Source organism: Nocardia sp. NPDC005998 (assembly GCF_040614395.1).
Taxonomy (GTDB): domain Bacteria; phylum Actinomycetota; class Actinomycetes; order Mycobacteriales; family Mycobacteriaceae; genus Nocardia.
In genome coordinates, this window is record NZ_JBEXUI010000015.1 from 167,252 (window position 1) to 179,528 (window position 12,277).

Annotated in this window: 15 protein-coding genes and 1 pseudogene; 4 read left to right on the forward strand and 12 right to left on the reverse strand. The window is 66.5% G+C overall.

Features of this window, described 5'->3' with window-relative positions; all coding sequences use genetic code 11:
• The 3 genes from ABZ293_RS21820 (at position 1) to ABZ293_RS21830 (ending at position 3,212) form a co-directional block, all read left to right on the forward strand.
• Complete coding sequence (locus tag ABZ293_RS21820) at positions 1-1,542, forward strand: tetratricopeptide repeat protein (protein ID WP_355183233.1); 1,542 nt, start codon at positions 1-3, stop codon at positions 1,540-1,542.
• Entirely contained in the window at positions 1,539-2,804 is a 1,266-nt protein-coding gene (locus ABZ293_RS21825; protein ID WP_355183235.1) for a CHAT domain-containing protein, read from the forward strand. Before ABZ293_RS21820 ends, ABZ293_RS21825 begins: the two co-directional genes overlap by 4 nt.
• A 258-nt stretch (positions 2,805-3,062) precedes the next feature.
• Positions 3,063-3,212 (forward strand): hypothetical protein, encoded by a 150-nt coding sequence (locus ABZ293_RS21830; protein WP_355183237.1) that lies wholly within the window; start codon positions 3,063-3,065, stop codon positions 3,210-3,212.
• Between the two features lie 22 nt (positions 3,213-3,234).
• Here the strand turns inward: ABZ293_RS21830 and ABZ293_RS21835 are convergent, their stop codons facing one another.
• From ABZ293_RS21835 to sigJ, 3 genes are all read right to left on the reverse strand, one after another.
• Positions 3,235-3,801, reverse strand: coding sequence for a hypothetical protein (locus ABZ293_RS21835; protein WP_355183239.1), 567 nt, complete (start codon positions 3,799-3,801; stop codon positions 3,235-3,237).
• A 411-nt stretch (positions 3,802-4,212) separates the two neighbouring features.
• Entirely contained in the window at positions 4,213-4,866 is a 654-nt protein-coding gene (locus tag ABZ293_RS21840; protein ID WP_355183241.1) for a DUF4158 domain-containing protein, read from the reverse strand.
• A 69-nt stretch (positions 4,867-4,935) separates the two neighbouring features.
• Positions 4,936-5,874 (reverse strand): RNA polymerase sigma factor SigJ, encoded by a 939-nt coding sequence (gene sigJ, locus ABZ293_RS21845; RefSeq protein WP_355183243.1) that lies wholly within the window; start codon positions 5,872-5,874, stop codon positions 4,936-4,938.
• Between the two features lie 150 nt (positions 5,875-6,024).
• Between sigJ and ABZ293_RS21850 the strand changes: the two genes are divergently transcribed.
• Positions 6,025-7,125: an LUD domain-containing protein gene (locus tag ABZ293_RS21850; protein ID WP_355183247.1), complete on the forward strand. Its 1,101-nt coding sequence runs from the start codon at positions 6,025-6,027 to the stop codon at positions 7,123-7,125.
• A gap of 29 nt (positions 7,126-7,154) precedes the next feature.
• Here ABZ293_RS21850 and ABZ293_RS21855 read toward each other — a convergent pair whose 3' ends face one another.
• The 9 genes and pseudogenes from ABZ293_RS21855 to ABZ293_RS21895 form a co-directional block, all read right to left on the reverse strand.
• A complete protein-coding gene (locus ABZ293_RS21855) occupies positions 7,155-7,424 on the reverse strand; it encodes a transposase (protein ID WP_355183249.1) in 270 nt (89 codons plus the stop codon).
• A gap of 183 nt (positions 7,425-7,607) precedes the next feature.
• Positions 7,608-7,733, reverse strand: a pseudogene (locus tag ABZ293_RS21860) (IS256 family transposase); the annotation flags it as partial.
• 3 nt (positions 7,734-7,736) lie between these two features.
• The gene (locus ABZ293_RS21865) at positions 7,737-8,576 is read right to left on the reverse strand and encodes an alpha/beta hydrolase (RefSeq protein ID WP_355183251.1); all 840 of its coding nucleotides are present in this window, start codon (positions 8,574-8,576) and stop codon (positions 7,737-7,739) included.
• 141 nt (positions 8,577-8,717) lie between these two features.
• Complete coding sequence (locus ABZ293_RS21870) at positions 8,718-9,137, reverse strand: hypothetical protein (RefSeq protein WP_355183253.1); 420 nt, start codon at positions 9,135-9,137, stop codon at positions 8,718-8,720.
• An 85-nt stretch (positions 9,138-9,222) separates the two neighbouring features.
• Positions 9,223-9,579, reverse strand: a complete 357-nt coding sequence (locus ABZ293_RS21875) for a nuclear transport factor 2 family protein (protein ID WP_040697384.1) — start codon at positions 9,577-9,579, stop codon at positions 9,223-9,225.
• 113 nt (positions 9,580-9,692) lie between these two features.
• On the reverse strand, positions 9,693-10,382 hold the full coding sequence (locus ABZ293_RS21880) for a DUF998 domain-containing protein (protein ID WP_355183255.1): 690 nt from the start codon (positions 10,380-10,382) through the stop codon (positions 9,693-9,695).
• Positions 10,382-10,870, reverse strand: a complete 489-nt coding sequence (locus ABZ293_RS21885) for a GNAT family N-acetyltransferase (RefSeq protein WP_355183257.1) — start codon at positions 10,868-10,870, stop codon at positions 10,382-10,384. The genes ABZ293_RS21880 and ABZ293_RS21885 overlap by 1 nt, the downstream gene beginning before the upstream one ends.
• Before the next feature lie 206 nt (positions 10,871-11,076).
• The gene (locus ABZ293_RS21890; protein ID WP_354960915.1) at positions 11,077-11,376 is read right to left on the reverse strand and encodes a hypothetical protein; all 300 of its coding nucleotides are present in this window, start codon (positions 11,374-11,376) and stop codon (positions 11,077-11,079) included.
• Positions 11,377-11,470: 94 nt separating this feature from the next.
• Positions 11,471-12,196, reverse strand: coding sequence for an amino acid ABC transporter ATP-binding protein (locus ABZ293_RS21895; protein WP_355183259.1), 726 nt, complete (start codon positions 12,194-12,196; stop codon positions 11,471-11,473).
• Between the last annotated feature and the right edge of the window lie 81 nt (positions 12,197-12,277).

Genomic DNA, 12,277 nt, shown 5'->3' on the forward strand with positions numbered 1-12,277 from the left:
ATGTCCGAGGATGACGGCCGTGCGCGACTGGCCGAAGGAGCCGCCGCCTACCAGCGCGGCGATGTCGGCGCGGCCAGGCGGCTGTTCGAGGAGATAGCCCGGACGAGCACGAATGGCCTGCGGATCAGCGCGCTGATCAATGCCGCGAGCATGTGCGATGAACTCGGCGATCATGCCGAGGCGATCGTGATGTTCCGCGCCGCGCTCGCGGAGATGCCCGACGATGCGATCGAAAAGCGAACCGCCGCACTGATCAATCTCTCCCAGGCGCTACAGCACATCGGCGATCTCGACGGTGCGCAGCAGGCGCTGGAAAAGGCGCGGGCGCTGCTCACCGAACACAATGACGAGAGCATGCAGCGAGTGGCCTGTCTGCTCTCGCTGACCGCGGTGGCGTTCCACCGCCAGAGCTGGGCCTACGCCATCGAGCTTGCCACCGAATCACTGGACGCCGCAGTGCGTTTCGCACCGCATCTGGCCGGACATCCGCTTTCGACACTCGGCGGGATCTACTTCGAGACCGGACGGCGCGAACTCGCCGTCGACTTCATGCGCCAGGCGCTCGCGGCATTCGACGCGGCCGGTGACCGCAATGCCGTCGCCGAGACGGAACAGAATCTGGCCGTCATGTACGTCAGATCGGATCGGTTCGACGCGGCCGAACCGCCGCTGCGGTCCAGCCAGGAGTATTTCGAGCGGGCCGGACTCGGCTATCGGGCCGGTGTCGGCCTGAAGACCATGGGCTTTCTCGCCGAGCGACGCGATGACATCGACGCGGCGGAGCTGCGCTACCGCAGCAGCCTGCGGTACTTCCATGAATCGGGCGCGGTGCTCGATGCCGCCGATGTGCGCGTGCGCCTGGCCACGGTGGCCTACGCGACCGGTCGCTACGACGCGGGCGAAGTGCTCATCGCCGAGGCATTCGCCGCCTATGCCGAGCGCGGACTCGGATTGCATTGCGCCCAAATCGATTTCTGGCATGCGACGCTGCTGGAATCGGTTATCGAGGCGGCGGAAGCGCCGGATGGCGCGCTGTTGGCGCGGGCGATCGAACTCGCGGTTCCGTCGGCGCTGGCCATCGATGCCGTGCGCCACACGCTGCCCAATGGCAATCAACGCGAGCAGTGGAACCGTCAGATCGCCGATCCGGCGGTGCGGCTGGCATTCCGGTTCGCCTATCTGTCCGGCAATGGTCCGCTGATCGTGGATCTCATCGAAACTCAGTGCGCGGGTACGACATTGGATATCGCTAGATCAACGGCCGGTGCGCCGCCCCGGCTGCCCCTGGAATTATTCGATCCGCCAGCGGTTTCGGTCGAGGAGATGCCGAGTGTGCAGGTCGGGACCGGGCCGCAGAGTGGATCGGCACCGCAGCTCGGCACGGCGCTGGCCGAGGTCGCGGCCGGTGCCGGACTTCCGGTGGCGCCGCCGCCGCGGGTGGCCGTGGCACCGGATGGCCATATCGCATTGGCCGCCTTTATCGATGCCGCCGAGCGACGCTACGGACAGCGGGTGCGCGACAGCCGGGTATTGCCCGCATGACCGCACCGGAACAACCCACCGTCATCGTGCGGATGGCGGACGCGGGCGATCTGTACATGTCCTGGCGCTGGCTCGGAAACAGCTATGACCGGGGCGCGAGCATGTTGCCCGGTACGGCGGTCGGCGAGGCCGTCACCCAGCTGGTGGCGGCGCTGCCCCACCCCGCGGAACCCGGCGGACTCGAACGCGCCATGACGACGGGCGCTTTCGCGTCATATGACTCGGAATATCTCGTCGCGCAGGCGCTTTCTCGCGCACTTCTGCCCTACGGTTTGGCCGCGCAACTGTACGAGCTGTATGTGCGTGGCATACGCCCGCATATTCGGTTGCAGCCCTCGCCCCGCGTGGCCCAGATCCCCTGGGAGATCATCGCTCCCGATCCGGAGCTGCGCCTGGTGGATATCGCCGATATCAGCTTGCTCGCCCCGGCCAGCATTGTGTACGGCCCGGACCGGACGGCGCGCACCTGGTCCGAGACGCGGGCGCTGCCGGTAGTGGCGGTCCTCGACCCGCGCGTCCCCGGCTTCCGCGCCGACTCCGCACTCGGGTCGGTGCTCGGGCGGATGGATCCCGAAGCGCCACTTGCCCAACGTGTCGCCGAATACCGCGACCAAGGCAGGCTGGTACCCGCGGTCGACGATCCGATCGAAGTATTCCGGCGCACCGATATCGATCGGAGCTGGTTGAGCGAGGCGCTGCGCAGTGGCGCCAGCCGCCTCACCTATGTGGGGCATGTGACCGCGGCAGCCCCCGAATCCGGCCAGAGCGAGGCCTCCGAACTACATCTGGCCTGCGCCGCCGAGGCCATCGGCTTCGCCACACCCATTCGAGCGCACCGCCCGCTCTCGGCCAAGGACCTGCTACTCGGCACCCACACCCTCACCACGGAACCCAGTGCCGGACCGCAACTCTGGCCGATCCCCAGCCGGGTCGCGTTGATCGCCTGCGAAAGCGGCGGCGATATGCGCTTCAGCGAGGCCCTCGGCCTGGTGGCCGCCATGATCAACGGAGGCGCCGAACTGGTCACCGCCAGCCGCTGGCCCCTCCCCACCGACCTCGCCTTCCAACGCCTGGCCGGAGCACCCCCCGAAGCCCACCCCCTACAAGACGCCATCTGCGCCATCGACGCCGCCCACGAACACCCCGACCCCATAACCACCCTCGCCACCTGGCAACGCACCCGCCTGACTACCTGGCGCACCGAACGCACCATCGAACACTCCCCCCTCCTCTGGTCCGCCTTCGCCACCGTCCGAACGTGACCAGCGCCTATCGGTAGGCGTCCGAGCGCTTCGCGACGATGCAGACGGTCACCACCTGATCGTCGACCCCGTGGACGATGCGGTACTGACCGATCCGAATGTGCCAGTCCTGGTATCGGCACGAGGGGTCCAGTGAGGAGAAAAGTCGCGTTAGCGATCTCTGGCCAGCGCGGATTCGACAGTGCCGCAGGGTGATCAGCTGAACGACGCACTGCGGCCATTTGTCATATTGGACTGTGTGCCAACAACTTTGGATGCGTGTCCCAAATCGTGGGCGAGTCCGGCGAGTTCGGGTACCGACAGCAGATGCCCGCGGCCGAGCCGCTGCTGGATGAGCGCAGCCGCCAGATGGCGGCGGCGACGCCGGCCCGCGACACCACATCCGTGTCAGTGGCCATCGCAGGCTGACTGGTTGGCCATTGATACGGGCCTATTGCATCAGTTGGATGTGGGGGTGATCGGGTGACGTTGGGCAGACGCGAAGGATCATGTTGTAACCGCGAGCAATTGTGACGTCGGGGCCTGTGGTCGTGCTGTAATCATCTGCGAGGGCCTGATCTTCGTAGGGTATCCAGCTGTGGGTTCCGGCGTCCCATTCGCACGAGGCGACGGTGAGCAGCGGTTCGGTCTCAGAACCACAGGTGGGGCATGGCTGTGGAAAGGGGTCCGTGGTGCCCCACCGGATATGGCCGCCGACCTTCCACCCGGGTGCAACGCATATGTTGTCGATGTACCAGCGCTCGATGTCATCCGGATCGATCCCGGTGTGCTGCTGGCTCGCCCACTGTCGCATTTGCTCCAGCGGCTCGCCGCCGAGTTCTTTGAAATCGCTCGGGTATTCGATGATGCGTTCCGGCTCCAGCGTGCACGGCAAGGGTATGTAGTCGTAGCCGTATTCCACCGCTGCCGGTATCGGTGGGGTGTTCAGGATGTCGGTGACGTCGGCGGCGGTGCGCCACACCAGCGCGGTCTCGGGCATGGCGTCGGCGTTGTCCAACGGGCACCAGAGTATCTGCAGCAGATCCTTGCCCGGTGGCGGACGTAGCCCGGGGACGTCACGCGTATACAGTTGCGCCACCGGCAACATGGCATTCGGGACATCGGCCATCGACGGCCACGGTTCGGGGTTGTGTCGCGTCAGCTTGGCATCCGCCAACGACTGTAACGGGTTGAGCTCGTGGGGATTCCACGCGTTGGTTAAGGAGTCCCAGTAGTGAGGCCCGTGACAGTGTGGCCACGGTTCATCGGTCGGCCACAGCAAAGGGCCGCCGATCGAACTGTCGTATACCGATGGTGCGCCGCTGCGCGGGTGTAGCCGGGTCGCGGGACGAGCCAGCGGCGCCAGTGCGGGACACGCGGCTGCGGCGTCGACAACTCGGGGTGGTGTGGTGCGGGTCATCGACAAACCTCATCGGATTCGGGGTGTTCGAACTGTAGTTCGGAGCATGTTGAATCCCACGGTTGGGAATATCTTGCCGGACGTCTCTCCGCCCAAGAGCCGCAGGCACGCGACCGCTCTGTACCGGCCATCCCTGCACATCCGGGTGCACGCAGCAGAATCCTCCGGCGCTGCCGTGGGTACAGTTTGGCTGGTCATCGTATTCAAGCTGACCGCGCCAGGGTCGGATCGGATCGCGGCGAACACCGTCGGGCCGTCCTCGGTCTCGGCTTCGTTGCCGCCGACGCCGATCAACGCGACCATCCGGCCAGCTGCCTCATCCGGTAACCGGGACGCAACCCGCTCGAACAGCAGCTCCTCCCCGCGGCTCAACGCCGACCGGACCACGCGATCAATCCGGCCGCCGGTAGGCGGCTCGATCCACTCGGCACGCAGATGCGCAAGCAGCCGCGCACGGACCTGATCGGCCGACCTCTCGCTCTGAGTGACTTGCGCGACCAGCCAATCGGTTACCGCGTCCGCGTCCGCGACGCTGCACTCACGAAATCCCAGCGAACCGCGAATCTGATTGCGGTGGAACGTATTCGTACGACCCGACCACTCGTAGAACGCGATCTCGGTCCGTGCGACACCGACCTGATGGCCGTAAGCGCGACTTTTCACCTCACTGGCCCCCTTGGGCCGTATCCGACAAGCTTTTTCGCGCCACGATGCGGTGTTTCGGATCGCTCCTCAGCCGATCTGCCAGGGACGTAGCTTCTCGGGGTTGCGCACCGCCCAGATGTGCCTGATCCGGTCGCCCGCGATCTCGAACGCGAACACGGTCGCGATGCTGCCGTCCTGCTGCGCTACCAAGCCGGGCAGGCCGTTGACCGTGCGTTCCAGGAACGTCGTGCGATGGCCCGACACCCGGGCGATCTCGGCGTAGGCATGTGCGATCTGAGCTCCGCCCACGATCGGGTGCAGATGGGTGACGGCCAGCCCGCCGCCGTCGGCGGTCGCGGTGGCGTCGGGGTCGAGCAGGCTGATCAGGGTGTCGATGTCCTTGGTCTCCCACGCCACCTTGAAGTCCCGGACTATGCCGGCCTGCTCGGCACTCGGGCCCGCCGGGGCCTGTGCCGTGCGGATGCGGCGGCGGGCGGACGAGGCGAGCTGGCGGCACGCCGTCGGAGTGCGGCCGACGATCTCGGCGACCTCGCCGAAGGGGTAGCGGAAGACGTCGTGCAGGACGAACGCGACGCGCTCAGCCGGGGTCATCGAATCGAGGACGACCAGGAAGGCCATCGTCACCGATTCGTCGAGGGTGACCCGATCGGCTGGGTCGATCCCGCCGACGCCGTGGCGCCCAGTGATCCACTCAGTCGGCTCGGGCAGCGGCTCCGGGATCCAGTCGCCCACGTACGTCTCCCGCCTGGCCCGCGCCGAGCCCAGCAGGTTCAGACAGACGCGGCTGGCGACCGTCCTCAGCCAGGCACCAGGTGAGTCGATGGCCTGCTGCTCCGCTGCGGACATGGCGTACCAGCGGGCGTAGGTCTCCTGCACGACGTCCTCGGCGTCGGCGAGGGACCCGAGGAGTCGATAGGCGAGGTTGATCAGCTGGCGCCGCTCGCTCATGATCGCGCTCAGGCCCGGATCGGTCTGGTCGTCGCCCGGCTCGGATCGGGTGGTCATCGTGTCGCCGTCTCCCTCGCTCATATCTGTGCAGCTATCCGTTACGACAGGACAGCGCATCGAAATGTGAGGTCGACGCGCCGCCTCACATTCCGAAGGGCTGCGTTGTCGTACTGGCGAGGACGACATCACTACAGAGAGGGGACTCCGATGACCGACTTTCAGGACATCGCGGACCGCGTCGAGATCGAGGCACTGCGCGGCGAGTTCAGCGACGCGGCGATGATGCGCGACCGAGCCCGCCTGGCGTCGCTGTTCACGCCCGACGGCGCGCTGCGCATGCCCAACATCCCCGCCGAGCTGGTCGGCCGCGAGGAGATCCGCGTCGTTGGCGAGCGGCTACAGAGCCAGTGGGACTTCTTCGTGCAAACCACACACCCCGGCACAATCCAGCTCGACGGCGATACCGCGACCGGCCGCGCCTACATCCAGGAGCTCGCGCGCACGCTCGACCGGCGGCAAGGGCTGAATTACGCCGTCTACCACGACCGTTACCAGCGCACCGCGGAAGGCTGGAAGTTCGCCGAGCGGGTGTACGAGGTCAGGTACCTCGACACCTCCCCGCTGGCGGGCTCGGCGCCCCGCGCGGCACAGGGTTCCGTGGCCGATCCGGAAGACGCCACGGCCAGCCCAGCTCCGACCGCATCCTTCGCCGAACCGGCATCCGCCGAACGACTAGAGCGGGCAGCCAGCGCGCTGCGTGCCAACGGCTTCGCCGCCGAGATCCTCGATGACGCCGCGGCCGCGCGCGCCCGAATCAAGGACCTGATCCCCGAGGGCGCCAGCGTGTTCACCGGGGCAAGCGAGACCCTCCGCCTGTCCGGCATCGACGAGGACATCAACGCCGGCGGCCGATACGACGCCATCAGGCCGCGCGTCCTGGCCATCGACCGTGCCACCGGCGCCGACGAGATCCGAAGGCTGGCCGCCAGCCCCGACTTCGTCGTGAACAGCGTCGCCGCAGTCACCGAGACCGGCTCGCTCGTCCTCGCCTCGGGCAGCGGTAGCCAGATCCCCGCCAACGCGGGCGGCGCCGCCCATGCGGTCTGGATCGTCGGCGCGCAGAAGCTGGTGCCCGACCTGAGCACGGCGCTGCGCCGCGTCGAGGAGCACGCTCTCCCGCTGGAGAGCGCCCGCGCCCAGGCGGTGTACGGGATGCCGAGCGCCGTGAACCGCCTGCTCATCCTCAACGCGGAACCCCGACCGGGGCGCGGCACCGTGCTGCTTCTCCGCGAGGCCATCGGATACTGACCCGGCCTGGGATCTGTTCGAATCACGGCTCAGAAGCCGGCGTCGACCGACACGTCCCAGCTGATCAGCCCTGCGGCCAGCGGCAGTACAGCCAGCACACACTGCCAAGGCCCGTATAACGGCGGCACGTCCTGCCACCGCACCCCGGCCCGGGTACGCCACCGAATGCCGTCGATCAGCCTCCGCTTGGCATGCACCGCCGAGCAACCAGGCTTTCCAGCACTCGGCAGCAGCGGTTCGAGCACCACCCATTGGCCGTCGGTCAGGTCGTGACGTGCGCAAGCCGATGTCGTCTCCACGCGAGGTCTCCGGGCAGGTGAACGTCATCTTGATCGACGACACGCCTACCGGAGACTCGTTCATAAAGCGCTGCGACACCGCAGCGAGCGGATCGTAACTAGCACCATCCCGCACGGCACCCGATCTCGAGGGTCTATCTCGCTAAAGGTGTTTCCGGCGGTTTCTCTCAGTAGGTTCGGGCGTGGCCAGCGGTCGGCGAAGGTGATCGCGAACGCGTTGACCGCGGGCTTCCATCGCATGGTCCATCGTGCCCGACCGGCACCGGTCGGGTCGAGGGAACGAGTCACCAGGTAGAGACATTTCAACGCGCCTTACGAGCGGTGGGTGAGCAGGTGTTGCATGAGTAGCCGGGTGAGGGATTCGGGGGCTTCTTCGGGGATCCAGTGGGAGATGTCTTCGAGCATTTCGAAGCGGTAGGGGGCGGTGACGTGGTTGGCGGTGCCGAGGGCGGCGGTGGAGCCGATGGCGGTGTCCTCGGTGCTCCAGACATAGAGGGTCGGGACGGCTATCGGGGCGGTTGGACCGGCGAGCGGGAGGGCTCGGTACCAGTTCAGGGCCGCGGTGAGGGCATCGGGGCGGGTGAGGCGGCGGATGTAGTCGTCGATGCGCTCCTGCGGGATCTTCCAGTCGAAGATCTTGCGCAGGGCGGCGGCGTCATCGGCGAGTAGGGCGCGTTCGGGGGTGCGGGGCTGGCGGAAGTAGGAGAAGTGCTGGGCGCGCTGGGCCTGGTCCTCGTCCTCGGCCATGGCCTGTAGGAAGGCGGCGGGGTGTGGCTGCGATATGGCGGTCAGGGTGCGGATCCGTCCCGGGAATTCGGCCGCAACCGCCCACGCGACGTGCGCACCCAAGTCGTGGCCGACGAGATCGAAACGCTGCCAACCCAATTGGTCGGCAATGGCGATGACATCGCCGATAAGCTCTACCACGCGATAGTCGGCGACCTTATCGGGGCGCACGCCGGGCGAATAGCCGCGCTGATCAGGTGCGACGACATGACAGCCCCCGCCGCCGAGCGCGGTGAGCTGGAATTCCCATGCGATGGCGGCCTCCGGAAAGCCGTGCAGCAGCATGACTTCGCGGCCACCGGGTGCGCCGCTGGTCAACGCGTCGAAGGTGCCGAACTCGGTGGGAATCGTGGTTGCCTCGAGCACGGGCTCGACTCTAGAGGGCGGTACCGACCACAAACGCCGAACGCGGCATCGGCTTATGGGGACGGCAGCCGGCGGAGCCGGCGGGGTGGGTAAGCACTGCCGATGCCGCGTTTCGCGGAGTTGGTCGGTTGGTTCCAAGATTCAGCGGGCCTTGCGGATGCCGAGGTACTGCAGGGCCGCGAAGCCGCCGACGGTGGCCGCCTGCATGACGGTCCAGATCGAGCCGACCAGGTTCAGTTCGAGCACGCCTTCGACGAGCGCGGCGAGACTGACCACGACCCAGGCGGCATTGGCGGTGGCGGCGACAGCCGCGGCCTTGGTATTGATGGTCTTGGCCATGCCGACCAGGGCGACGCCGATGCCGTAGAGGGTCAAGAAGATGCCGATCGGGATACCGATCTCGCGGTCGAGGCCGAGCAGCGATTCCAGCGGGCCCGAAAGTGCCAGGTAGGCAAGGCCGTTGACGCCGGTGATGACGGCATCCAGCCGCAGGGCGGCGCGCAGCAGGTTCTGGCCGGGGGCGAGCAGGGTGGACATGTAGGCGGGGGCGGTGGTGGTCATGGCTGTATTTCCTTCTGGGGTAACGATTTCGGATGATCGGGGGCCGCGGCCATCGGTAGACCCGATGGCGGCGGCGGGGAGCAGGTCAGGCGGCGGCGGGAACCTTGTCGAGGAAGCCGTAGACGTTGGCGATGCGCCCGTCCTCGACGACCGCGACATCGAAGCCGATCACGACGGCAGGTGCGTCCGCGGGGCCGAGTTCCCAGGTGAATCGCACCTGGTCGTGGTGGGCGTCGACCGGTCCGGCGAGGGTGAACACCCAACCCGGGAACTGGGCCTGGACTCCGGCGATGGCCGCGTCGAGCTGGTCGTGTCCGGCGACCGCGGCCAGCGGGTCGGTGTAGGTGGCGTCGGCGGTGAACACGGCTTCGATTCCAGCCTTGCGTGCGGCGGCATCGGTGGTGTTCCAGACTTCCAGGTACTGTGCGACGAGCTCGTTCATGATGGCCTCCTAGGCTTCTGATCTGCGGTTTCTGTCGTTCTTGCTGACAGGAACTACGTTATGGGCAGAGCAGGGTGCGCCGAATCAGTCATCTATAAGTACTTTTCGCCGACCTATACGTATGTGATCGGCGCGGTGCCGCGTCGAGCCATCGCGAGCAGCACGACACCGGTGCCGATTCGCCACCAGACGAAGGGGTCGATGGCCAGGCGTTCGGCCGCACCCGGCGCGAAGTTCTCGCTGGTCAGCGCGGCGACCATGCCGAAGATGCTCACGGCCAGCAGGGCGAGAGTCAATGCGGTGTAACCGCGATGCGGCCGGTACAGCCAGGCGATGATCGCCATGATCGCGATGCCGGAGAACAGTTCCAGGTATGCGCCGGTGGGATGCAGCACGGCGCGAAGGTGATTGCCATCGGGCACCTCGCCCGCACTGCCAGGGAAGACGCCGACCAACACATTGCCGAGGCAATTGATCATGGCCAGATACGGAATCGACCTGGCCAGTGGCCTTTTCGGAAGCATCGGCGACAGCAGCACCGCGGCGGCGAGCACGAGGATGCCGAGCAGCACGAATTCTGCGGACATCAGTGCGTGCCAGGGCGAGCAGATGAACCTGTCCCGCGGGGTGCCGTATCGGTGCATTTCACCGAGACATTCGGGGACACCGAGATCGCTGATCATATTGCGCGACCAGCTGTAGTCATGCGGCGCGGGCCAGCGTGCGGCCACGATCAGCTCGATGACGTAGTACGAGATCGACAGAATCAGCAGTGCGGCACCGGTTTTCAGGCGGGTCGTCATCACAGCTCCAACAGCATCTCGAATTCCGGCCGTGGATCTGCGGGCCCGATCATCCCCTGTATTCCCGTGCGCACGAACCCGTGTCGCAGATACAACCGCTCGGCCGCCGTGTTGCCCGCCGCAACCTCCAACCACACCTTGCGATGCCCCGTATCGACCGCCCAGTCGACCACAGCTCGCACGAGGCGATCCGAAACCCCTGTTCCCCGTGCCTTTCCAGCAACCCACATCGAAATCAGGTGCGCTCCTGACCGTTCGGGATCATCCAGCCCCGCAGCCGTCCCGACGTCGCTGCCGTCGACACTGGCCACGAACTGCGCTCGATGGGCCAGCAGCTCCCGCCAATCCTGATCGGTCCTGGCCCGCGCGTGCTCGAGTGTCGACCCGAATGCCTGCGGCGCGTCGGCCAAGGCACGCAGCCGAATACTCCGGAATGCAGACCAGTCGTCGGCGGTCAGCAGCCGCACTCGGACCCCTGAATCACCCATCCGCCATGTCTACGCGAGCCCGCGTCTGCTGGCGAGGCAGTTTCGGGCGACCTGCGCCGTGCGGTATCGGACCACGTACCGAGGCGCTCCTCGATCGCGCCCTTGACCTGCTCCGGCTCCACTGGTGTTGATCCGCCCCCACACTCGCTCGCACAGCACAATCGTGCCGTGCGAGCGCCACCAGCCCCGGTGTGCAGCGATCGAACTCAGTGGTCGTCGTAGTGGCCGTTGTGGGCGGCGTGGCGGTGACCGTCGTGCAGATAGTCGACGTGGTCACCGTGTTGTACGGCTTCGTGGCCGCAGTTGGGACCGTGGACGTGGTCGTGACCCGGGTGTTCGACGTGTGCGGTCGGTTCGCATTCGTCGTAGTGGCCGGCGTGTTCGCGGTGCAGATGGCCGTCGTGGGCGTATTCGACGTGGTCACCGTGGACCACCTTGGTATGGCCGCAATCCGGGCCGTGGACGTGCTGGTGTTCGGTGTGCTCGATATGCGCTGTGGCCATCAGACCTCCTCGTTTCCATCGCTGGACGTATAGCGCCGAGAGCGTCGACACATTAGCAGGTGCGCATCTATTGAGTTTACTAGGAGTGTGCTGTAGGTCACAGAACCTGAGCGAGAAAGCGCTGCAGGCGTGGGGTCTGCGGATTGTCGAACAGCGCGTCGGGTGTGCCGGTTTCGACGACCTGACCTGCGTCCATGAACAGCACACTGTCGGAGACGCTGCGCGCGAAACCCATTTCGTGGGTCACCACGATCATCGACATGCCCTCGGTTGCCAGATCGGCCATCAGCGCGAGAATGCCTTTCACCAGTTCCGGATCCAGCGCCGAGGTGGCCTCGTCGAAGAACATGATTTCCGGCTGCATGGCCAGCGCGCGGGCGATCGCGACGCGCTGCTGCTGACCGCCGGACAGATTCGCCGGACGCGTATCGGCCTTCGCGGCCAGGCCGACCACCTCCAGCTGTTCGACGGCCAGCGCACGTGCCGCATCCTTGGACAGCCCACGTAACTTGCGCGGCCCGAGCGCCACATTTTCGGCGACCGTCTTGTGCGGGAACAGATTGAAGTGCTGGAACACCATGCCGATGCGCTGGCGCAGCTCATCCGGGTCCTCGGTGAGCACCGATCTGCCGTCCAGCAGCACGTCGCCCTGATCGGGTTCGTGCAGGCGGTTCAGCACGCGCAGCAGCGTCGACTTGCCGGAGCCGGACGGCCCGATGACGGTGGTGGTTTTCCCCGCGTCGACGTGGATATCGATGCCGCGCAGCACATGGTTGTGGCCGAGCGTCAGATGCAGGCCGGTTCCGGTCAGGGAGGCACTCATGCCTCCACCTCGCTGGCGCTCGGTTCCGGCATGACCGCCTCTAGGCGCTGTGTTTTCGATTCGCTCGCTTCGCTCGCTCAT

Excerpts from the sequence above, each read along its gene's own strand:
- ABZ293_RS21820 (WP_355183233.1), top strand. The coding sequence starts at position 1 with ATGTCCGAGGATGACGGCCGTGCGCGACTGGCCGAAGGAGCCGCCGCC.
- ABZ293_RS21825 (WP_355183235.1), top strand. The coding sequence starts at position 1,539 with ATGACCGCACCGGAACAACCCACCGTCATCGTGCGGATGGCGGACGCG.
- sigJ (WP_355183243.1), bottom strand. The coding sequence starts at position 5,874 with ATGACCACCCGATCCGAGCCGGGCGACGACCAGACCGATCCGGGCCTG.
- ABZ293_RS21850 (WP_355183247.1), top strand. The coding sequence starts at position 6,025 with ATGACCGACTTTCAGGACATCGCGGACCGCGTCGAGATCGAGGCACTG.
- ABZ293_RS21870 (WP_355183253.1), bottom strand. The coding sequence starts at position 9,137 with ATGACCACCACCGCCCCCGCCTACATGTCCACCCTGCTCGCCCCCGGC.
- ABZ293_RS21875 (WP_040697384.1), bottom strand. The coding sequence starts at position 9,579 with ATGAACGAGCTCGTCGCACAGTACCTGGAAGTCTGGAACACCACCGAT.
- ABZ293_RS21880 (WP_355183255.1), bottom strand. The coding sequence starts at position 10,382 with ATGACGACCCGCCTGAAAACCGGTGCCGCACTGCTGATTCTGTCGATC.
- ABZ293_RS21885 (WP_355183257.1), bottom strand. The coding sequence starts at position 10,870 with ATGGGTGATTCAGGGGTCCGAGTGCGGCTGCTGACCGCCGACGACTGG.
- ABZ293_RS21895 (WP_355183259.1), bottom strand. The coding sequence starts at position 12,196 with ATGAGTGCCTCCCTGACCGGAACCGGCCTGCATCTGACGCTCGGCCAC.